The 18,320-nt window shown below is 74.2% G+C and carries 25 protein-coding genes; 10 read left to right on the top strand and 15 right to left on the bottom strand.

All coding sequences use genetic code 11. From position 1 onward, the window contains the following. Window positions 1-4: 4 nt before the first annotated feature. Genes ABZ459_RS00760 through ABZ459_RS00740 form a run of 5 tightly spaced genes read left to right on the top strand, consistent with a single transcriptional unit; the run spans window position 5 to window position 4,604 of the window. Window positions 5-964: an ADP-ribosylglycohydrolase family protein gene (locus ABZ459_RS00760; RefSeq protein ID WP_357964303.1), complete on the top strand. Its 960-nt coding sequence runs from the start codon at window positions 5-7 to the stop codon at window positions 962-964. Then, entirely contained in the window at window positions 961-2,100 is a 1,140-nt protein-coding gene (locus ABZ459_RS00755) for an ADP-ribosylglycohydrolase family protein (protein WP_357964302.1), read from the top strand. Before ABZ459_RS00760 ends, ABZ459_RS00755 begins: the two co-directional genes overlap by 4 nt. After that, window positions 2,097-3,437, top strand: a complete 1,341-nt coding sequence (locus ABZ459_RS00750) for an ADP-ribosylglycohydrolase family protein (protein WP_357964301.1) — start codon at window positions 2,097-2,099, stop codon at window positions 3,435-3,437. The genes ABZ459_RS00755 and ABZ459_RS00750 overlap by 4 nt, the downstream gene beginning before the upstream one ends. Continuing rightward, complete coding sequence (rbsK, locus tag ABZ459_RS00745) at window positions 3,434-4,327, top strand: ribokinase (RefSeq protein WP_357964299.1); 894 nt, start codon at window positions 3,434-3,436, stop codon at window positions 4,325-4,327. The genes ABZ459_RS00750 and rbsK overlap by 4 nt, the downstream gene beginning before the upstream one ends. Window positions 4,328-4,385: 58 nt before the next feature. Continuing rightward, the gene (locus tag ABZ459_RS00740) at window positions 4,386-4,604 is read left to right on the top strand and encodes a hypothetical protein (protein WP_357964297.1); all 219 of its coding nucleotides are present in this window, start codon (window positions 4,386-4,388) and stop codon (window positions 4,602-4,604) included. A gap of 41 nt (window positions 4,605-4,645) precedes the next feature. Here the strand turns inward: ABZ459_RS00740 and ABZ459_RS00735 are convergent, their stop codons facing one another. Further along, on the bottom strand, window positions 4,646-5,347 hold the full coding sequence (locus tag ABZ459_RS00735; protein ID WP_357964295.1) for an FCD domain-containing protein: 702 nt from the start codon (window positions 5,345-5,347) through the stop codon (window positions 4,646-4,648). Between the two features lie 202 nt (window positions 5,348-5,549). On the opposite strand from ABZ459_RS00735, the gene leuA reads away from it, so the two are divergent. Then, a complete protein-coding gene (gene leuA / locus ABZ459_RS00730; protein WP_357965834.1) occupies window positions 5,550-7,238 on the top strand; it encodes a 2-isopropylmalate synthase in 1,689 nt (562 codons plus the stop codon). Here the strand turns inward: leuA and pyrF are convergent. Continuing rightward, the gene (pyrF, locus tag ABZ459_RS00725) at window positions 7,219-8,025 is read right to left on the bottom strand and encodes an orotidine-5'-phosphate decarboxylase (protein WP_357964294.1); all 807 of its coding nucleotides are present in this window, start codon (window positions 8,023-8,025) and stop codon (window positions 7,219-7,221) included. The two genes, leuA and pyrF, sit on opposite strands and share 20 nt — an antisense overlap. Window positions 8,026-8,152: 127 nt before the next feature. On the opposite strand from pyrF, the gene ABZ459_RS00720 reads away from it, so the two are divergent. Beyond that, window positions 8,153-8,629, top strand: a complete 477-nt coding sequence (locus tag ABZ459_RS00720) for a DUF2283 domain-containing protein (protein ID WP_357964292.1) — start codon at window positions 8,153-8,155, stop codon at window positions 8,627-8,629. A gap of 21 nt (window positions 8,630-8,650) precedes the next feature. On the opposite strand, the gene ABZ459_RS00715 is transcribed toward ABZ459_RS00720, so the two are convergent. Further along, window positions 8,651-9,034 carry a hypothetical protein gene (locus ABZ459_RS00715; RefSeq protein ID WP_357964290.1) on the bottom strand — a complete coding sequence of 128 codons (384 nt, stop codon included), beginning with the start codon at window positions 9,032-9,034 and terminating at the stop codon, window positions 8,651-8,653. Window positions 9,035-9,085: 51 nt separating this feature from the next. Between ABZ459_RS00715 and ABZ459_RS00710 the strand changes: the two genes are divergently transcribed. After that, window positions 9,086-9,889 (top strand): Cof-type HAD-IIB family hydrolase, encoded by an 804-nt coding sequence (locus ABZ459_RS00710; RefSeq protein ID WP_357964288.1) that lies wholly within the window; start codon window positions 9,086-9,088, stop codon window positions 9,887-9,889. A 51-nt stretch (window positions 9,890-9,940) separates the two neighbouring features. On the opposite strand, the gene ABZ459_RS00705 is transcribed toward ABZ459_RS00710, so the two are convergent. The 4 genes from ABZ459_RS00705 to ABZ459_RS00690 form a co-directional block, all read right to left on the bottom strand. Continuing rightward, window positions 9,941-10,129, bottom strand: coding sequence for a hypothetical protein (locus ABZ459_RS00705; protein WP_357964286.1), 189 nt, complete (start codon window positions 10,127-10,129; stop codon window positions 9,941-9,943). 47 nt (window positions 10,130-10,176) lie between these two features. Continuing rightward, window positions 10,177-10,785, bottom strand: a complete 609-nt coding sequence (locus ABZ459_RS00700) for a TIGR00645 family protein (protein WP_357964284.1) — start codon at window positions 10,783-10,785, stop codon at window positions 10,177-10,179. A gap of 305 nt (window positions 10,786-11,090) precedes the next feature. Beyond that, window positions 11,091-11,312, bottom strand: a complete 222-nt coding sequence (locus ABZ459_RS00695; RefSeq protein WP_357964282.1) for a hypothetical protein — start codon at window positions 11,310-11,312, stop codon at window positions 11,091-11,093. Between the two features lie 81 nt (window positions 11,313-11,393). Beyond that, window positions 11,394-11,750, bottom strand: coding sequence for a helix-turn-helix domain-containing protein (locus ABZ459_RS00690; RefSeq protein WP_357964280.1), 357 nt, complete (start codon window positions 11,748-11,750; stop codon window positions 11,394-11,396). Window positions 11,751-11,839: 89 nt separating this feature from the next. On the opposite strand from ABZ459_RS00690, the gene ABZ459_RS00685 reads away from it, so the two are divergent. Then, window positions 11,840-12,493 carry an NAD(P)-binding domain-containing protein gene (locus ABZ459_RS00685; protein ID WP_357964278.1) on the top strand — a complete coding sequence of 218 codons (654 nt, stop codon included), beginning with the start codon at window positions 11,840-11,842 and terminating at the stop codon, window positions 12,491-12,493. 104 nt (window positions 12,494-12,597) lie between these two features. After that, window positions 12,598-12,969, top strand: coding sequence for a hypothetical protein (locus ABZ459_RS00680; RefSeq protein WP_357964277.1), 372 nt, complete (start codon window positions 12,598-12,600; stop codon window positions 12,967-12,969). Between the two features lie 45 nt (window positions 12,970-13,014). On the opposite strand, the gene ABZ459_RS00675 is transcribed toward ABZ459_RS00680, so the two are convergent. The 8 genes from ABZ459_RS00675 to ABZ459_RS00640 all read right to left on the bottom strand — a co-directional run bounded on the left by ABZ459_RS00675 (window position 13,015) and on the right by ABZ459_RS00640 (window position 18,311). After that, window positions 13,015-13,680 carry an endonuclease V gene (locus ABZ459_RS00675; RefSeq protein WP_357964275.1) on the bottom strand — a complete coding sequence of 222 codons (666 nt, stop codon included), beginning with the start codon at window positions 13,678-13,680 and terminating at the stop codon, window positions 13,015-13,017. Between the two features lie 80 nt (window positions 13,681-13,760). Further along, window positions 13,761-14,066 carry a hypothetical protein gene (locus ABZ459_RS00670; RefSeq protein WP_357964274.1) on the bottom strand — a complete coding sequence of 102 codons (306 nt, stop codon included), beginning with the start codon at window positions 14,064-14,066 and terminating at the stop codon, window positions 13,761-13,763. Window positions 14,067-14,165: 99 nt separating this feature from the next. After that, window positions 14,166-14,852, bottom strand: coding sequence for a type 1 glutamine amidotransferase (locus tag ABZ459_RS00665; RefSeq protein ID WP_357964272.1), 687 nt, complete (start codon window positions 14,850-14,852; stop codon window positions 14,166-14,168). A gap of 28 nt (window positions 14,853-14,880) precedes the next feature. Further along, entirely contained in the window at window positions 14,881-15,708 is an 828-nt protein-coding gene (locus ABZ459_RS00660; RefSeq protein WP_357964270.1) for a bifunctional 5,10-methylenetetrahydrofolate dehydrogenase/5,10-methenyltetrahydrofolate cyclohydrolase, read from the bottom strand. After that, window positions 15,705-16,310 (bottom strand): cyclodeaminase/cyclohydrolase family protein, encoded by a 606-nt coding sequence (locus ABZ459_RS00655; protein ID WP_357964269.1) that lies wholly within the window; start codon window positions 16,308-16,310, stop codon window positions 15,705-15,707. Before ABZ459_RS00655 ends, ABZ459_RS00660 begins: the two co-directional genes overlap by 4 nt. Before the next feature lie 28 nt (window positions 16,311-16,338). Further along, entirely contained in the window at window positions 16,339-16,851 is a 513-nt protein-coding gene (locus ABZ459_RS00650; RefSeq protein WP_357964267.1) for a hypothetical protein, read from the bottom strand. 50 nt (window positions 16,852-16,901) lie between these two features. Further along, window positions 16,902-17,576, bottom strand: a complete 675-nt coding sequence (locus ABZ459_RS00645) for a chitosanase (RefSeq protein WP_357964264.1) — start codon at window positions 17,574-17,576, stop codon at window positions 16,902-16,904. A gap of 99 nt (window positions 17,577-17,675) precedes the next feature. Beyond that, window positions 17,676-18,311, bottom strand: coding sequence for an FMN reductase (locus tag ABZ459_RS00640; RefSeq protein WP_357964262.1), 636 nt, complete (start codon window positions 18,309-18,311; stop codon window positions 17,676-17,678). Window positions 18,312-18,320 lie beyond the last annotated feature (9 nt).

Raw genomic sequence — 18,320 nt, 5'->3', positions numbered from 1 at the left:
CATCATGTCGGGGGACAGAATCAGGGGGGCCTTCATCGGGCTCGCCGTGGGCGACGCCGCCGGCTGGCCCGCGGCCAGGCACCGCGCCGCCCTGCACGCGCCCTGGAGCCGGCGCCTGCACCGCGAGCTGGACGCCTTCGCCGAGGAGCACCGCGTCACCACGCTGCCGGTGCCGTTCGCGCTCAACCAGCCGATCGCGCCGCTGGCCGTCGGGCCGTCCGACGACGCCGAATGGCTGGCCTGGACGCTGCTGACGATCGACCGGCCGCGGGCCGCGGCGTTCCGGGAGCTGACCGGCGTCCGGGCGCGCATCTCGGTGGCCACCGCGCTGGACAACCTGGCCAGGGGCGTCGAGCCGCCGGCCTCCGGGCACGACAACCCCCACCACTTCGACGACGCCGCCGCCGTCCGGGCGGTCGCGTTCGGGGCGCTGGGGAAGGACCCGACCGAGGACGCCCAGGTGACCAACGCGGGCGACGGCCTGCTCGGCGCCCAGGCGATGGCCGCCGCCGTGGCCGCGGCGGTCGCCTCGGGCTCGGTGGGCCAGGCCGTGGAGGCGGCGCTCGCCGTCCTGCCCGCCGACACCGCCATCGGGCACAACGCCCGGGTGGCGCTGGCCGCGGCGCGGAAGGCCGGCGACCCGTTCGGCGCGGTGCCCGCGCTGGACGCCGCGCTGCTCGACCACGTCTACAGCTACGGCGTGGGCGCCGCCCAGACGGTGCCCGTCGCCCTGGCGCTGGCCGAGGCGGCGGGGGGCGACCTGGCCCGCGCCGTCCCGGCCGCCGCCTGCCTGTCGGCGCTCGCCGACTCGGCGCCGGCGCTGACCGGCGCGCTGGCGGGGGCCGCCAGTGGGTACGGCGCGATCCCGGAGGGGTGGCTCGCGCCGGCCCGCACACTGGCGGGCTGCTGCCTGCCGGAGCTGGCGGGCAAGGATCTGATCGAACTGACGAAGGGAATCGCATGACGCCGCTTGAGGACAGGGCCACTGGCTGCGTGGCGGGGGCGGCGGTCGGTGACGCGCTGGGCGGCGCCACCGAGGGCTGGACTCCCGAACAGATCGTGGAGCGGTACGGGGGCCGCGTCGAGGGCATCGTGCCGCCGTACAACGAGGACTGGCGCAACGCCCGGCCGATCGCGCCGTACCACAAGGGCGACGGGCACATCACCGACGACACCCTGATGACGCACGCCCTGATCCGCGTGTACGAGAAGGCCGGCGGGCACCTGGGGGCGTACTCCATGGCCGACCACCTCGTGCCGGAGCTGATGGGCGAGCGGCGGTGGATCCCCGAGCTGGAGGCCGAGGCGCTGCCGCTGCAGCGGATCTTCCTGGCCGAGAAGTGGATCGTGGCCCGCCTGCACTACGGGCACGTCGACCCGCGCGAGGCCGGCGTCGGTAACATCGTCAACTGCGGCGCGGCCATGTACGTCGCGCCCGTCGGCATCGTCAACGCCGCCGACCCCGACGCCGCCTACGCCGAGGCCGTCGACCTGGCCGGGGCCCACCAGTCCAGCTACGGACGCGAGGCGGCCGGCGTGATGGCCGCCGCCGTCGCCGAGGCCATGCGGCCGGGCGCCACGGTCGACTCCGTGGTCGCCGCCTGCCTGCGCCTGGCCAAGGACGGCACCCGCGCCGCCATCGAGGCGGTCTGCGAGGCCGCGGCCGGCGTCGGCCACTGGGACGGCTCCTTCGAGGTGCTGCGCGCCGCCGTACGGCCCTTCGACACGGTCGCCGACACCTACCGCGACCAGGGGCTCGGCGCGCGCCGGCCGAGCCGGGTGCACAGCATCGAGGAGCTGCCGCTGGCGCTGGGGTTCCTGGTCGCGGCCAAGGGCGACTTCCGCGACACCGTGCTCGGCGGCGTGAACTACGGCCGCGACGCCGACTCGATCGCCTCCATGGGCGGAGCGATCGCGGGCGCCCTCGGGGGGCTGTCCGCGGTGCCCGCGCAGTGGGTGGAGCAGGTGGGGGCGGCCAGCCGTACCGACCTGGTCGCGCCCGGCCTGGCCATCGCCGAGGTGGCGCGCCGGGTGCACGCCGACGACCTGGCGCGGCGGCGCGCCCACGAGGCCGCCTTCGCCGAGCTGGACGCTCGATGATCAGGCTCACCTGGGTCCAGCCGGAGGACCTGGTCGGCCACGAGCTGCGCCAGGCCGGCGAGGACGGCAGGGGCGACCTGCCGCGGGTGCGCGAGCTGGCCGGAAGGTGGCACGCGGCGGGAGGTCACGACGCCCCGCCGCGCGCCGGCGCCTCCGAGGCCGCCGCCGCCCGGCTGCGTCCCCTGGCCGAGAGCCTGCTGGACGAGCTGGCCGCGATCCCGTCGCCGCTGGATGAGCCCTCCGAGCTGGACGCCATCGTCGCCGCCTGCCCCGACTGGCCCTCGGCCGGGACCGCGGCGAAGGCGGACCCGGTACGGCTGCTGGGCGCCTGGCAGGGACGGGCGGCCGGCTGCGTGCTGGGCAAGCCGGTGGAGAAGATCCCGCGCGCGGGCATCAGGCAGATCGCCGAGGCCACCGGCAACTGGCCCCTCACCGGCTGGTTCACCGCCGAGGGCCTGCCGGAGGAGATCGCGCGCAGGTGGCCGTGGAACCGGCGCAGCGCGGTCAACTCCCTGGCCGAGAACATCGACGGCATCCCCGAGGACGACGACCTCAACTACCCGCTGCTGGCGCTGTCCGTCCTGGAGCGCCACGGCCGCGGCTTCACCACCGAGGACGTCGCCAAGCTGTGGCTGGACGAGCTGCCGGCCGGCCGCACGTTCACCGCCGAGCGGGTCGCCTACCGCAACCTGCTCGACGGCTTCGAGCCGCCGGAGACGGCCACCCGCCGCAACCCGTTCCGCGAGTGGATCGGCGCCTTCATCAGGACGGACGTCTACGGCTGGGCCAACCCCGGCGACCCCGCCACGGCCGCCGAGCTGGCCTGGCGCGACGCCCGGCTGACCCACACGGCCAACGGGATCTACGGCGCGATGTTCGTCGCGGCCATGTGCGCCGCCTCCCTGGTCGCCGGCTCCGCGCGGGAGGCCGTCGAGGCGGGCCTGTCGGTCGTGCCGCGCGGCTCCCGCCTGCACGAGGCGGTCGGCCTGGCCGTCGCCGACGCCGCCCGCGAGCCGGACTTCGAGCGTGTCATCGACCTGCTGCACCAGCGGCATGGCACGCTGCACTGGGTGCACACGATCAACAACGCCGCGCTGGTCGCCGCCACGCTGATCCACGGCGCGGGCGACTTCACCGCCACGATCGCGGGCGCGGTCGCCGGCGGCTGGGACACCGACTCGGCCGGGGCCACGGCGGGGTCCGTGGCGGGCGCGCTGAACGGCGGCGTGCCGGACCGCTGGCTCATGCGCGACAGCCTGGCCAGCAGCCTGACCGGCTTCGACGGGGTGGGGCTCGGCGAACTGGCGAGACGTACTCAGGAGATGATGGCCTCATGATCTCGGTTTTCGGCAGCGCCAACATGGACCTCGTCGCGTACGTCTCCCAAGCCCCTAAACGGGGCGAGACGGTCACCGGTCACCGGTTCCGGACCGTGCCCGGCGGCAAGGGCGCCAACCAGGCCATCGCCGCGGCTCGCGCCGGGGCGCAGGTGGCCTTCCTGGGCGCGGTCGGCGACGACGCCTTCGGGGCCGAGATGCGCTCCACCCTGGCCGAGGCCGGCGTGGACGTCCGCGGGCTGCGCCAGGTGCCCGGCCCCAGCGGCATCGCGCACATCGTGGTCGACGACGCCGGCGGCAACTCGATCATCGTCGTGCCCGGCGCGAACGGCACCGTGACCGGGCCGTCCGGCGGCGACCTGGCCACGATCGCCGGGTCGCGGGCCCTGCTGCTCCAGCTCGAACTGCCCATGGAGGCGGTCGTGGCCGCCGCGGAGGCGGCCCGGGTCTCCGGGGTGCCCGCCGTCCTGACCCCGGCGCCCGCGCAGCCGCTGCCCGACGAGCTGCTCGACGCGGTCACCATGATCGTCCCGAACGAGCACGAGGCCGCCGACATCACCGGCCAGGCCGACCCCGACGCCGCCCTCGACGCGCTTCTCGAACGCGTCGAGGAGGCCGTCATCACGCTGGGCTCGCGGGGCGCGCTCTACGGCTCGCGCTCGGGGGAGCGGCTGCGGGTGCCCGCGATCGAGGTGAAGGCCGTGGACACCACGGCCGCCGGTGACACGTTCGTCGGCGCGCTGGCGGTCGCGCGGGCCGAGGGCCTGGCGCCGGCCGAGGCGCTGCGCTTCGCCTCGGTGGCGGCGGCGCTGTCGGTGCAGCGGGCGGGCGCCAGCACCTCGATGCCGGTCAGGGCCGAGATCGAGGACGCGCTGCGGGAGCTGTCCTAGCCCGTCCCTTGACGTCCGGCCGGGCGTCAGGGGACGCCGTCACGGGCAGGTGGGGGCCATGAGCCAGAAGCCCGACGACCTGCCCGCGGCGGTGGGAGGCGTGGACGGGGAGAGCGACGTGGTCGCCGAGCGGTCCGCCTCGGGATCGCCCAGGACCCGCCGCCCGCTGTCCGCGGACCCGCCCGACGAGCAGGAGGAGCCCACCCCGGAGGAGCCGCCCGAGGAGGACGACGAAGGCGAGGACGTCATCCGCCCCGACGCCGGCCCCACCGCCTGATCTGCCCGCCTGACCCACCCGCCGCGACCGGCTCCCGGCGGTCACAGGGCGCCGGGTTTCGTGTGCAGCCGGGCGAGGGTCTGCTCCAGCTCGGCCTGCAGCAGGTCGCCGGCCGCCGCCGCGTCGCCGTCGCGGACCGCCGCCACCAGCGCGGCGTGCGCGTCGTGCCCCGGGTTGCGGTCGTGCTCGCGCAGCTCCAGCAGCTCCACCATGTCGATCAGCCCCTCCCGCAACGCCGGCGCGAACTCGGCGAACAGATCCGTGAGCACCGGGTTTCCCGCCGCCGCCACGACCGCCGCGTGCAGCGCGATGTCGGCGTCGACGAACGCCGCGTCGTCCTCGCCCGCCGCCCGCTCGCGGGCCCGGAGCGCGGCCTCCATCGCCGCCACGTCCTCGTCGGTACGCCGGGCCGCCGCCAGCCTGGCCGCCTGGGTCTCGACGACCATGCGGACCTCGTACACGTCGGTGATCGCGGCCCGCCGCAGCCGCGCGGGCCAGTCCTCGGCCGGCTCCGCGGCGATGACGAACACGCCCGAGCCCTGACGCGCCCGCACCAGCCCCGCCCCGGCCAGCGCCCGCAGCGCCTCGCGGACCGTGGACCGGCCCACCCCGAGCGTCTTGGCCAGCGCGTTCTCGCCGGGCAGGCGGGTGCCGACCGGCCAGTGGCCCTCGGTGATCTGCTCGCGCAGGTGCTGGACGGCCTGGTCGACCAGGGGACTGCGGCGGAGGGCGCCGAGCGGCATGCGTACCTCTCAGGTTGTCTGAGGACCTGTGTTGTGGTTAGTGTAGCCGCCATGTCGTCGTACGGTCTCCTTCTTCTCGGCCGCCGCGGCGGGGCCTGACCGGACCGGCACCCCGCCGCGGCGTGCGAGGTGCTGCCGGTCGTCCGACCGCCGAAGAAGGAACGAAGACGTGTACGAATGGAACCGGCAACGCCCCAGCGCGATGCCCTCCCACCGCTACCGGCCCGCCCACGAGCGGGTCGAGGTGCCCCTGACCGGCGAGCGCGCCTGGCCCACGCGCCGCATCACCGCCGCCCCCCTCTGGGTGCCGGTCGACCTGCGCGACGGAAACCAGGCGCTGGCCGAGCCGATGGACCCGGCGCGCAAGCGCCGCCTGTTCGACCTCCAGGTGCGCATGGGCTTCAAGGAGATCGAGGTCGGCTACCCGTCGGCCAGCAGGCTCGACTTCGACTTCCTCAGGGAGCTGGCCGAGCCCGGCGCGGTGCCCGAGGACGTGACCGTGGTGGCCTTCACGGCCGCCCGGCAGGACCTGATCGAGCGCACCTTCGAGTCGATCCGCGGCCTGCCCGACGTGGTCGTGCACCTCTACACCGCGACCGCGCCCACCTGGCGGAACGTGGTGCTCGGCCACGACCGCGACACCCTGCGCAAGCTCATCCTGGACGCGGCCGGCCAGGTCGCCCGGCTGGCCGACGGGCTCCCGGTGCGCTTCGAGTTCTCGCCCGAGGTGTTCAACCTCACCGAGCCCGACTACGTGCTGGAGGTCTGCAACGACCTGACCGCCCTCTGGGACGCCTCCCCGGACCGCCCGGTGATCCACAACCTGCCGGCGACCGTCGAGATGTCCACCCCCAACGTGTACGCCGACCAGATCGAGTACATGCACCGCCACCTCGACCGCCGCGACTCGGTGATCCTGTCGGTGCACCCGCACAACGACCGCGGCACCGGCGTGGCCTGCGCCGAGCTGGCCGTGCTCGCCGGGGCGCAGCGGGTGGAGGGCTGCCTGTTCGGCAACGGCGAGCGCACCGGCAACGTCGACCTGGTGACCCTCGCGCTCAACCTGCACTCCCAGGGCGTGGACCCGATGATCGACTTCTCCGGCATCGACGAGATCCGGCGCGTCGTCGAGCACTGCAACCGCCTGCCCGTGCACGACCGCCACCCCTACGCCGGCGATCTGGTCTACACCGCCTTCTCCGGCACCCACCAGGACGCCATCGGCAAGGGCCTGGCCCACCACGCCGCGCGGGCCGCCGAGCTGGGCGTGCCGCCGGAGCGGGCGCCGTGGGAGGTGCCGTACCTGCCCATCGACCCGGCCGACGTGGGGCGCGACTACCAGGCGGTCATCCGGGTCAACAGCCAGTCGGGCAAGGGCGGCATCGCGTACCTGCTGGGCGCCCGCCACGGCCTCGACCTGCCGCGCCGCCTGCAGATCGACTTCTCCGCGGCGGTGCAGCGGGCCACCGACGACAGCGGCGAGGAGATCACCGCCGACGAGTTGTGGGCGCTCTTCCACGCCACCTACATCGCGCCCGGCGAGCGCGCCGGGTTCGCCTCCTGGCGCACGGCCGAGACCGCGCCGGGGACGCACGAGTTCGAGGGCGTCCTCGACTCGGGGCGGGTGCTGCGCGGCACCGGCAACGGGCCGCTGTCCGCGCTGACCGCCGCGCTGGCCGGGGACGGCGTCGAGGTCGACGTCCTGCACTACGCCGAGCACGCCGTGGACCCGGGGACGGGCAGCAGCGCCGTCGCGTACGTGGAGGCCCGGGTCGGTGGAGCGGCCGGCGGCGTGACCGGCTGGGGCGCCGGTCAGGACACCTCCGTGCTCACCGCGTCGGTACGGGCGGTGCTGGCCGCCGTCGACCGGCTCAGTACGTCAGGTACATGACGCACTCGTCCCGGTACTGCAGGGTCCTCGACCGCAGCCGTCGCGGGTCGGCCAGCACGGCCCGGGAGACCGACGGCACGACGGAGCCGCGTACCGGGGCGAACAGCCGGGCCACGTCGGCGGGTGAGGCGCCCTGCGCGCCGAGCCCCGGCGCCAGGATCGGGCCGTTGAGGTCGGCCAGGGAGTGGTCGAGCGCGGGCAGCGTGGCCCCCATGACCACTCCCACCGGCCCGAACGGCTCGTGGCCCGCGTTGGCCGCGGCGGCCCCGGCGATCACCAGGTCGGCCACCCGCTGCTGCAGCCCGGCCGCCGCCGGGTTGGAGGTGCGGGCCAGCACGAAGACGCCGGCGTCGTTGGCCACCGCCGAGGTGATCGCCACCTCCAGCGAGCCGAACCCCAGGTAGGGGCTGAGCGTCACCGCGTCGGCGGCCAGCGGGCTGCCCCGGTCGAGGTAGGCCTCGGCGTAGGCGGCCATCGTGGTGTCGACGTCGCCGCGCTTGGCGTCGAGCAGCACCAGCGTGCCGGCCTCGCGCAGGTCGGCGATGGTGCGTTCCAGGACGGCGACGCCACGGCTGCCCCAGCGCTCGAAGAAGGCCGACTGCGGCTTGACCACGGCGGCCACGTCGCTGATCGTGTCGGCCACCGTGCGGCTGAAGCGCTCGAGGCCGCCCGGTGAGTCGTCGAGGCCCCAGGCGTCGAGCAACGCCGGGCTCGGATCGATGCCCACACAGAGCGGGCCGAATTTGTCCAGCCTGGCACGCAGGCGTGTGCCGAACGACTCGTTCATCTAGGCCCCCTTGCGACCCTAACGCACACTAACCCGCCGCCGCCGGAACCCGGAACGCATCGGCCCCGGATGATATGGCTCGCGGCGCGGGTCTTCCGGAAGCGGGCGCCTGGGTAGATCATGCGGCATGTACGAGATCGCCCAGCGGGTGCTGGTGCTGGAGACCGTCCCGCCGCGCGAGGTGACCGTCGCCGTCGGCATGCCGTACGAGGAGGCGGGGGAGTGGGCGTGCCCGTACCGGGTCGACGGGCTGGCCGGGTGGGAGCACGAGCGCCGGGCGACCGGGCGCGACTCCCTGGAGGCGGTCGAGGTGGCGCTGGCCATGGTCCGGGCGGCGCTGGCCGGCTCGCACGAGGCCAAGGAGGGCCTGCTGCAGCCGGACGACGCCCCGCCGGACCGCCAGCTCACCCGGACCGTGTACGTCACCTGGGACAAAGGACAAGACATCGCCTACATCGCGATGAAGCACGAAATAGTGCCAGGTGAGGCGGTACGGCAGACCGTCTCGGAGGACGTCGTCCTCGACTACAGCGCCTCGGGCGACCTGCTCGGCCTGGAGCTCCTCAACGCCGCCACCCGCCTCCCCGCCGAGATGCGCCTCTGACAGCTCCGGCCGCGCGGCCGCTCAGCCCGTCAGCAGCCAGCGCCAGCGCGGCAGTTCCAGCACCACCGTGACCACCGCCAGCACCGTGACCGCCGCCGCCACGGCCGCGTGCCAGGCCACCCACGCCGCCGCCACCGCCACCACGAGCTGGAGGGCGACCAGCCCGACGGTCACGAACCCGGGCACGGCGACCAGCACGCCCCGCTTGTCGCCGGGCGTGGCGAACACCGACGGCAGCCCGATCAGCACCACGACCGACAACACGGCCTGCCACACCGACCCGGGAAGCAGCGCCCACGGCGCCGCGACCCAGGCGACCAGCTCCGACGCGAAACGGAAGACGGAGGCGACCCGGTCGTCCGGACGCGGCCCGGACCGGGCGAAACGCCCCGAGTTGGAGGACACGAGGGCACCCTACTCCTGAGCCTCTTCCGGCCAGGATCTACGGTAGGGGGCGTGACCTCCGCGACCCCGCCCCGCATCGTGGCCACCGATCTCGACGGCACCCTCCTGACCTCCGACGGCGTCGTCTCCCCGCGCACCCGGCGGGCCCTGGGCCTGGCCCGCTCCGCCGGAGCGGAGGTCGTCTTCGTCACCGCCCGCCCGCCGCGCTCCATCCACGCCATCGCCGGACAGGCGGGCCTGACCGGCCTGGCGATCTGCAGCAACGGCGCCCTGCTGTACGACCTGGCCGCCGCGGAGATCGTCGCCAGCCGCACGATCGAGCCGCAGGCCGCCAGGAAGGTCGCCGACAGCCTGGCCGCGGCCCTGCCCGGGGCGGCGTTCGCCGTCGAGACCGGCACGGGCGTGCTCACCGAGTCCGGCTACACCAGGAGGGTCGCGCACGACGTGCGGCACTACCGGGAGGTGGTCTCGGCGTGCGAGGCCGGCGAGCCGATCGTCAAGCTGCTGGTGCTCTCGCCCGCGCACACCGTCGACGAGATGTCGGCCGTCGCGGCGGCGGCCGTGGGGGAGCTGGCCGAGGTCACCCACTCCGGGGTACCGGGGCTCCTGGAGGTCAGCGCCCTGGGCGTGACCAAGGCGGGCATGCTGGCCGAGCTGTGCCAGGCGCGCGGGGTCGAGCCCGCCGAGGTGGTGGCGTTCGGCGACATGCCCAACGACCTGGCCGTGCTGGCCTTCGCCGGGGCCGGTTACGCGATGGCCAACGCGCACCCGCTGGTGCTGGCCGCGGCCGGGCACCGTACGTCCTCCAACGACGACGACGGCGTGGCCGAGGTCCTCGAACGCCTCTACGGCTGACCCGGCCGGGGTCCGGCGCCCGCCCGCCCCCGCGGGCGGGCGCCGGGGATCTCAGGCGTCGTCGTCCGACACCCGGGACGTGCCCTCGCATCCGGCGGGGGCGCCGCTCAGCACCGGCAGCAGGCCGCCGCAGGTGCTCACCGGGAGCGACACCGGCTCGACGATCTCGTCGTTGAAGACGACCACGTCGCCGATGAGCGGACGCGGCCCCTGGGCGGGCGCTGCGGCCGAGGCGTACACCGGCGCCGCGCCGGCCAGCAGACCCGCGCCGGCCAGCAGCCCGATCGCTAGGCGGCGGCGACCCGCTCCTGCGCGACGCCGCCGGGCTGCTGGTCCCGGTGCGCCTGCTGGACGTGCCGCCCGCCCGCCATGATCCGATCCATCACGGCCAGTGCCAGCGCCGAGACCACGAAGGTGAGATGGATCAGTGTTTTCCATACGAGTTCCCTGTCGGTGATGGCCGGCCGGGCGGCGTTGATGAAGATCTGCAGGAGGTGCACCCCCGAGATCCCGATGATCGCCATGGCCAGCTTGACTTTGAGGACGTTTGCGTTGACATGGGACAACCACTCCGGCTGATCGGGATGGCCGTCGATGCGCAGCCGCGAGACGAAGGTCTCGTAGCCGCCGATGATGACCATGATCAGCAGGTTCGAGACCATCACGACGTCGACGAGCCCGAGGACGATCAGCATGATGGTGGTCTCCGGCGGGTTGCCGCCGAACCCGAGTTCGACCAGGTGGGCGAGTTCGACCATGAACCGCCACACGTAGACGATCTGGGCCACGATCAGCCCGAGGTAGAGCGGCGCCTGTATCCACCGGCTGAGGAACATGACGTAGCCGATGTGCTCCAGCGTGCTCCGCGGCCGGGGAGCGGACTCGGACTCGGCCACGGTCAACTGTGGTGGCCTCACTACGACGTGAAGATGTTGACCCGGTCGACGATGGCCTGGACATTGATGTTCCCCGGATCGTTTCGGCCCCCTGACCCGAGGGCGATTGGGGGAACGGCGGCCGCCGCCGCCAGAGCGAGGACCGCTGCGCTGGTCAGGATTCGGAACTTCAATGGGGACTCCTCGACTGCTGCTGGTCGGGCACGGGGATTGCGCTGTCGGAGCTGTCGGAGCTGTCGGAGGGGGAGGGCCGGTGGCGGGGGTGCGACGTGGCTCGCCGCACCGCCCGCGCGATGGCCGGCGGGTCAGGGATGCAGGCAGCCCGCCGCGGGGATCTCGGCCGGCGCCTGGGGGGCCGCCGGGTCCACCAGGGCGGCCAGGCCCGCGGCAGCCTCGGCCGCGCACGGGACGGCGGTGGCGGGATCGACGACGGCGTGGGCGGGCGCCGCGAAGAGGGCCGCGGCGAGGGTCGCGGCGGTCAGCGCGCCCCCGATGACGGCGGCGCGGCGGCGTTGGACGTCAGGCATGAGTACCTCCTGGGGATGGTGGGAACAACCACCGACTTGCTACCCAGAGTAATTACTCAGTAACGCAGCGTTAAAGAATCCTCATGAAGCGGGGGAGTCCGCCCCCGTCCACCGGTCCTGGGCGTCCATGACGTCCTCGGCGTGGTCGTGGGCCCACACGCCGAACGCCTCGATCGGGCCCAGCAGGGAGCGGCCCAGGTCGGTCAGCGCGTACTCGACGCGGGGCGGGGCCTCGGCGTAGGCCCGGCGGGTGACCAGCCCGTTGAACTCCAGGCGGCGCAGCGTCTCGGTGAGCACCTTGGGGCTGATCCCGCCGATCTGCGCGCGCAGCTCCCCTGGACGGCACGGGCCGTGGCGCAGCGACCAGACGACGACCGCGTTCCAGGTGTTGGCGATCAGGTCGAAGGCCAGTCTGGCCTGGCAGTCGGCGAGGAACACGTAACGCCTCCGATAGGCACCGATCGGTGCATGACGGGATTTCTAGAGTCCATGTCCTAGTAAAGCCCTTTCACCTCACGGAGGACGACATGAAGATCGGGATCCTGGGCGCCGGCGGCATGGCCGACGCGCTCGGCACGCAGTGGATCAGGGCCGGGCACGAGGTGACGGTCAGCGGACGCGACCCCGAGCGTGTCCGTGCCCGCGCGGAGAGCATGAACGCCCAGGCCGGCCGCCCGGGTGCGCGGCCGGGGAGCTGGGCGGAGGCGGCCGCGTCCGGGGAGGTCGTGATGGTGGGCGTCCGGGAGGCGGGGCTGGGCGACGTGCTGGCCGCCGCCGGCCCGGCCCTGCGCGGCAAGCCGATCATCGACGTGACGAACGCCGCCGCTCCCGACAGGTACGACGTCACGCGTCCGCTCGCCCGCCGGATCGCCGACCTCACGGGCGGGCACGTGGTGAAGGCGTTCAACCTGTGCCACGTGGACGTGTGGCGGATGACGCCGCCCGTGTTCGGCGGACGCCCGCTGGCGGTGCCCCTGTGCGGCGACGACGCCCGGGCGCTCGACCTGGTCCGGGGCCTGGTCCGCGACCTGGGCTGCACCCCGCTGGACGGCGGCGGCCTCGACCGGGCCGTCCAGCTGGAGGCGACGGCCGCGTTCGTGATCGGGCTCTGGTTCGGCGGCGCGGACGCCCAGGCGATCCTGCCCCCGCTGGCCTCCTCGGGGGCGCACGACCCGGCGTGAGCGTACGACGCTGGGCGTAGCGACGATGACGACGGGCGGCGGATGCCCGGCCCCGGCGGCGGCGCGATCCTGGGGGCGTCCACCCGAGGTCGAAGGAGAGTCCAGTGGTCACCCAGGTCGTCAAGGGGAGCGGGTATCTGACCGCGTTCAAGGCCCTCGCCACGCTCAGCATGTTGTCGGTGCTGCTGCAGGCCGTCACGGCGGGGCAGCTCATGAGCGGGGCCGGCGCGGGCCTGCACGGGGCCGGGGCGGGCGCCGTCCACCTGCTCGGCCTGCTCCAGCTCGTCGTGGCCGTGCTGCTGTGGCGGCCGGGGCGCGGGGCGGGCTGGCCCGCGCTGGTCAGCCTGGGGGTGCTGCTGCTCGGGTTCCTGCAGTCGATGCTCGGCGGGTCGGGGGCGGTGGCCGCGCACGTGCCGCTGGGCATGACGCTCTTCGGGCTCAGCGTGTGGCTCGTCGTCTGGGCCTGGCGGCGCTGACCGTCCCTGCGTTGATCTTCCCGGCGGGACCGGCTGAGGGGGCGGTCAGGTCCCGCCGGGGTGGCGGGCCAGGTGGTCGGCCTGGCGCACCGGCTCGGGGAGGCGGTAGCGCGGCGTGAGCAGCAGGGTCTGGGACGTGGCGGTGTCCAGGCCGATGCGGTGGCCCTGGGAGACGTAGACCGGTTTCGTGTCCCGCCGCGTGCGCAGCGCCCTGCCCACCGTGACGCCCTCGTGGACGATCGGCGTCCAGTCCCCGCGTTCCCGGCCGGGCGGCTCGTGCTCGCCCACGAACGGCGTCTTGGCCACGCCGAGCGCGGGCAGGCCGGTCAGCACGCCGAGATGGCAGGCCAGGCCGAAACCGCGCGGGTGGGCCAGGCCGTGGCCGTCGCAGACCAGCAGGTCGGGGGTGACGGCGAGGCGTTCGAGCGCCTCCACCAGGGTGGGCAGCTCGCGGAAGGCGAACAGGCCGGGCACGTACGGGAAGACGGCCCTGCCGTGGGCCACCGCCCGCTCGACCGGTTCCAGGGTCGCCGCGTCCAGGACGACCACCGCCGCCGTCACCTCGTCGTCGCCGTGGTAGTGCACGTCGAGGCCGGCCACCAGGGGGAAGGCCGTGGGCCCGGCGAGCTCGACGCGGCCACGCAACCGGTCCTGGACGGCCTCGGCCTCGGCCGCGTCGGCCGGCCAGGGATGAAGTCTGTCTACCCGCATCCCATCCACGTTAGGGCCATTCGTCCCTGGCGCCGCCCACCGCCCGGCCCGGCGGGCGCAGCCGGGCGGTGGGCGGTCGGTCAGTAGGCCTTGATGTCGTAGGAGCCCGCCACAGCCGTGGAGTACCCCCAGGAGCAGTGCGCTTCCGACTGCGAGCCGACCCACACCCAGGAGCCGTAGGACTTGGCGGTGGAGGAACCGTTGGAGCAGGTCGCGATGGCCCGCACGTAACCCGACCCGCCGGTGCAGTACGCCCAGGAATAGGCGGACCGGTAACCGATCCCGGAGTGGCAGTTGGACGGAAGGGGCTCGGCACTGGCCGCGGACGGAGCGAGCGAGACGGCGGCGGCCGCGGCGACCATGGTGGCGAAAATCTTGATCTTCATGGGCCGGACGCTAACTCCCGGCGGCGGCTCTCGTGCGCCCCCGGGCAGGGGAAGATCGTCCGGATCCTGTCACATGATCAGCAGCCGCGACGGCGGGAGTCAGGCGCTGACGATCTTGGCGAAGCGCATCGCCACCTCGCGCCAGACCGGTGTGGAGACCGGCTCGTCGGCCACCGCGCCCGCGTAGACCTCCTCGGGGTCGAAGCCGTCGGGCGTCCACTCGCGCACGCGCGTGGGCAGCACCTCGGGATGGAACTGCACCCCCCACGCCCGCTCGCCCACCCGGAACGCCTGGTAGGGGCAGGCGCGCGTCTCGGCCAGCCACACCGCGCCGGCGGGCAGCCGGGTGACGGCGTCCTTGTGGTGCTCGATCGCGGGCACCACCGGCGGCAGGCCCTGGAACAGCGGGTCGCCGGCCGCCTCGGGGCGGATCGTGACCGGCAGGCTGCCGTTCTCCGGCGCGCCGGTGTCGCCGGTCACCTCGCCGCCGGCCACCTCGGCCAGCATCTGGCCGCCCAGGCAGATGCCGAGCAGCGGCACGCCGTCCGCCAGCGCCTGGCCCACCAGCCTGCGGGCGCCGGCCAGCCACGGGGCCCGGTCGTCCTCGGAGGGCAGGTAGCCGCCGCCGAGCATGATCATGGCGTCGTGCCGGTCCAGCCGGTCGGGCAGCGGGGCGCCCTCGTGCGCGAGCACCACGTCGAGCCGCAACCCGGCCTCCTCCAGCCAGTCGCCGAGCCGGCTCGGGCCGCCGCTCCTGCTGTTCTGCACGATCAGGACGTCACCCATCGATGGTCTCCACTCTCGGATGTCGGGCTCAGGGCAGGTTCGCCGCGCGGGCGGTGTGGCGCAGCAGCAGCGCGGTCGTCACCGGGCCGACGCCGCCGGGCACCGGGGTCAGCGCGCCGGCCACCTCGGAGACCGCCGCGAAGTCGACGTCGCCGGTGAGCCCGCCATCGTCGGTCGGGTTGGTGCCCACGTCGATCAACACCGCCCCCGGCGCGACGTGCGCGGCGCCGATCAGCCCGGCACGGCCGACGGCGGCCACCAGCACCTCGGCCCCGGCGGTGACGGAGGCCAGGTCGCGGGTGCGCGAATGGCAGACGGTGACCGTGGCGTGCCGGTCGAGCAGCAGATGGGCCAGCGGTTTGCCGACCACGGTCGAGCGGCCGACGACCACCGCCCGCCGCCCTTCGAGCGGCACCTCGTAGTGGTCGAGCAGGGCCATGACGGCCGCCGCCGTGGCGGGCGGGAACGCGGGCCGCCCGGCGGCCAGGCGGCCGAGCGAGAGCGGGTTCGCGCCGTCGACGTCCTTGCGCGGGTCGATGGCGGCGGCCAGCTCCTGCGCCGAGGCCCCGGCGGGCAGCGGCGTCTGGAGCATGACCCCGTGGACGGCGTCGTCGGCGCTGAGCCCGGCCAGCGTCTCGTGGATCCTGCCGGGGTCGGCGTCGGCGCCGAGGTCGACGATGTCGCAGGCGACGCCGACGCCCGCGGCGGCCTTGGCGATCGAGCGCACGTACCACAGGCTGGCCTCGTCGGCCGTGGCCACCACGACGGCCAGCCTGGGCTGCGGCCCGGCGGCGGCCTCGGCCTGCGTCTGGGCCTTGATCGCGGTGGCCAGGTCGCGGCCGGTCAGCGTCCTCATCGGGCGATCTCCTCGCGTACCCCGGCGGTGATCCGGTCGGCCGTGGCGAGGGCCGCCTCGACGCCCGTCAGGCGGGCCGTCAGCTCCTCGCGGACCTGCTCGTCCTTGATGCCCCGCAGGTTGACCTCGACGTTCACCCGGGCGGTGGTGAGCGCGGCGCGGGCGGCCTCGGCGGCGGCGGCGACGTCGGTGACGACGTTGCGGTTGCCGATCGGCAGCAGCAGCTCGCAGAGCTCGACCAGCCGCGTGGCGGCCGCCACCACCAGGGCCGGGGGCTCGGCCGCGCCGGCCAGGGCACGGGCGATGGAGACGCTGCGCTCCTCGCCCTTGGGCAGCCGGTAGGCGTCGGAGACCGCGGTGAAGGCGGCCGCGTCCTCCTCGGCCAGCCGCAGCGTCCGCGCACGGAGGGCGTCGGTCTCCTCGATCACTGCGGCGACGGTCTCGGCGTGTTCGGCGTACCGCTCGCCGGTGGTGTAGCGGGCCACCATGCCGAGCAGGGCCGCGGACTGGGCCGCGTGCAGGGCGGCGGTGGCCCCGCCGCCGGGGGCGGGCACCTTGTCGGCCAGCTCGGCCAGGAAGTCGACGATCTTCGAGTCGCGCATGGCCGCATTCTGCCAGGCCCGGCCGGGCTCACTCGCGGTGCATCGGCCTGGTGACGTCGTGCGGCATGCCCTGCGGCAGGTACGGCGACCCCGACGCGCCGTAGTCGGAGGTGTAGGCCGACGGCCGCGCCGGCGACCGCCAGCGCGACGGGAAGGCGGACACGACCAGCAGCGCCACGCCGAGGAACAGCATGACCCCCGTGTAGATGGTGGTCTGCAGGCCCGCACCCAGGCTGCCGGTGACCAGCCCGTCGGGGATGACGCGGAAGCCGGCGCCCAGCTCCACCGCGGGCACCAGGCCGAGCGCGGTGTAGGCCAGGCCGCCGAGGAGCGAGGCGATCGGTGACAGACGCGAGCCGGCCAGGAACGCGAGACCGGCCCCCGCCGCCGCGATCACGGCGAGTCCAAGCCAGGAGACCCTGAACCGCGTGGCCATGGTCAGGCCGAGCTCGCCGATGCCGTACATGAGGCAGGCGGCGATCAGCGGCGGAAGGATCAGGCCCGCGACCACTCCCAGACCATGACGGGCACCGTTGGACATGATTAACCCCGTTTGTTCGGCTTGTGCATCAACCTACCCTGATCGCCGGATCAGTGCTTGATCGTGTACTTGTCGCCGTACACCTTCCAGGTCAGCGGCGGCCTGAGGTCGAGGTTGCCCTTCCTGAGGAAGACGCGCTGCATGGTGTCGACCCGGGTGGTGTCGTCGTGGGCGTCCTCGGCCTTCATCGCCGCCTTCCTGGCGTCGAGGAACGCGTTGAGGTAGGCGACCTCGTCGCCGCCGCGGGCGGGGGAGGCGGCCTTGGCCAGCGCGGCCTTCCTGATGCCGCCGAAGCTGAGCTTGTCGGAGCCGGGGCCGTGCATGACCATGGCGTCGTAGTAGGCGAACTGGCCGAGCGCCCGCAGGCCGTCCTTTTTGGCCCGGCGGACGGCCGGGTCGAAGTAGACGCGGTCGCGCTCGTGGTCCTGGGCCCGCCGGAAGACGGGGTCGGCGGCGGCCTTCTTCCAGTCCTTGACGAACGGCCTGCCGAGGCCCTTGTGGGAGTCGGTGCCGTTGACCTTGCGCAGCGCGGGCAGGTACTTGGCCAGCACGTTCGAGGGCTTGCGCCGGGTGTAGAGCTCGACCAGCTCCAGCATGTCGCCGGTGCCGGAGCAGAAGCCGATGATGCCCGCGGTGTAGCCGCGTTCATCCTTGATGTCCTCGATGTAGCCGTACTGGGCCTTCCAGTCCAGCGAGGAGTTCTCCGCGCTGGACACCAGCTGCATGGCGATGTCCTTCTTGTGTGGGTTGTTGAGGTCTGCGGGGGAAATGCAGGTCAAGGCAAGGGACAGTGAGAGGCACGTAGCGGTCAGCACCGCTGCAAACTAGCGCAGTGGGCGCAAAGCCGCGAGCTGCTCCGCGAACGGGACGACCTCGTCCTCGGCAGCGGCCCCGCCTCCGTCCTGCGCCGCGGCGGGGCGGAGAGCGCGGCCCGCCAGCAGGCCGGCCAGCTCCCCGGCGGCCCGGTCGATGCGCTCGCCGAGCCCGTCGGTGAAGGAGTCACCGCCGCCGCCCCAGTCCTCGGAGGCGGCGTAGACGGCGGTCGGCACGACCACGGCCCGCAGGTAGGCGAACAGCGGGCGCAGCGCGTGCTCCAGCACGAGCGAGTGGCGGGCGGTGCCGCCCGTGGCGGCGATCAGCACGGGCGTGCCCGCCAGGGCCGTGTTGTCCAGGACGTCGAAGAACGACTTGAACAGCCCGCTGTAGGAGCCGCTGAAGGTCGGCGTGACCGCGATGAGCCCGTCGGCCTCCGTCACGGCCTCGACCACCTCGCGCAACCGGGTGCCGGGGAAGCCGGTCACCAGGTTGTTGGCGATGTCCACGGCCAGGTCGCGCAGCTCGACCACGCGCACCTCGGCCGCGCCGTCCAGCCGCCGCCGGGTGGCCTCGGCCAGCCGGTCGGCGAGCAGGCGGCTGGAGGAGGGCTGGGTCAGGCCGGCCGTGACGACGACGAGCTTCATGGGGGGATC

The organism is Nonomuraea sp. NPDC005692 (assembly GCF_040631115.1).
GTDB lineage: Bacteria > Actinomycetota > Actinomycetes > Streptosporangiales > Streptosporangiaceae > Nonomuraea.
Note: the sequence above shows the minus strand (reverse complement) of the source record. Positions and strands in the feature narration are given on the sequence as shown.

What these genes read in the sequence shown, in the direction of transcription:
- ABZ459_RS00640 (WP_357964262.1), bottom strand. Translation starts at nt 18,311, where the DNA reads ATGAAGCTCGTCGTCGTCACGGCCGGCCTGACCCAGCCCTCCTCCAGC.
- pyrF (WP_357964294.1), bottom strand. Translation starts at nt 8,025, where the DNA reads ATGAACGAGTCGTTCGGCACACGCCTGCGTGCCAGGCTGGACAAATTC.
- ABZ459_RS00720 (WP_357964292.1), top strand. Translation starts at nt 8,153, where the DNA reads ATGTACGAGATCGCCCAGCGGGTGCTGGTGCTGGAGACCGTCCCGCCG.
- ABZ459_RS00740 (WP_357964297.1), top strand. Translation starts at nt 4,386, where the DNA reads ATGAGCCAGAAGCCCGACGACCTGCCCGCGGCGGTGGGAGGCGTGGAC.
- ABZ459_RS00645 (WP_357964264.1), bottom strand. Translation starts at nt 17,576, where the DNA reads ATGCAGCTGGTGTCCAGCGCGGAGAACTCCTCGCTGGACTGGAAGGCC.
- ABZ459_RS00655 (WP_357964269.1), bottom strand. Translation starts at nt 16,310, where the DNA reads ATGCGCGACTCGAAGATCGTCGACTTCCTGGCCGAGCTGGCCGACAAG.
- ABZ459_RS00670 (WP_357964274.1), bottom strand. Translation starts at nt 14,066, where the DNA reads ATGAAGATCAAGATTTTCGCCACCATGGTCGCCGCGGCCGCCGCCGTC.
- ABZ459_RS00735 (WP_357964295.1), bottom strand. Translation starts at nt 5,347, where the DNA reads ATGCCGCTCGGCGCCCTCCGCCGCAGTCCCCTGGTCGACCAGGCCGTC.
- ABZ459_RS00695 (WP_357964282.1), bottom strand. Translation starts at nt 11,312, where the DNA reads ATGCCTGACGTCCAACGCCGCCGCGCCGCCGTCATCGGGGGCGCGCTG.
- ABZ459_RS00650 (WP_357964267.1), bottom strand. Translation starts at nt 16,851, where the DNA reads ATGTCCAACGGTGCCCGTCATGGTCTGGGAGTGGTCGCGGGCCTGATC.
- ABZ459_RS00750 (WP_357964301.1), top strand. Translation starts at nt 2,097, where the DNA reads ATGATCAGGCTCACCTGGGTCCAGCCGGAGGACCTGGTCGGCCACGAG.
- ABZ459_RS00760 (WP_357964303.1), top strand. Translation starts at nt 5, where the DNA reads ATGTCGGGGGACAGAATCAGGGGGGCCTTCATCGGGCTCGCCGTGGGC.
- rbsK (WP_357964299.1), top strand. Translation starts at nt 3,434, where the DNA reads ATGATCTCGGTTTTCGGCAGCGCCAACATGGACCTCGTCGCGTACGTC.
- leuA (WP_357965834.1), top strand. Translation starts at nt 5,550, where the DNA reads ATGCCCTCCCACCGCTACCGGCCCGCCCACGAGCGGGTCGAGGTGCCC.
- ABZ459_RS00755 (WP_357964302.1), top strand. Translation starts at nt 961, where the DNA reads ATGACGCCGCTTGAGGACAGGGCCACTGGCTGCGTGGCGGGGGCGGCG.
- ABZ459_RS00675 (WP_357964275.1), bottom strand. Translation starts at nt 13,680, where the DNA reads ATGCGGGTAGACAGACTTCATCCCTGGCCGGCCGACGCGGCCGAGGCC.
- ABZ459_RS00660 (WP_357964270.1), bottom strand. Translation starts at nt 15,708, where the DNA reads ATGAGGACGCTGACCGGCCGCGACCTGGCCACCGCGATCAAGGCCCAG.
- ABZ459_RS00685 (WP_357964278.1), top strand. Translation starts at nt 11,840, where the DNA reads ATGAAGATCGGGATCCTGGGCGCCGGCGGCATGGCCGACGCGCTCGGC.
- ABZ459_RS00665 (WP_357964272.1), bottom strand. Translation starts at nt 14,852, where the DNA reads ATGGGTGACGTCCTGATCGTGCAGAACAGCAGGAGCGGCGGCCCGAGC.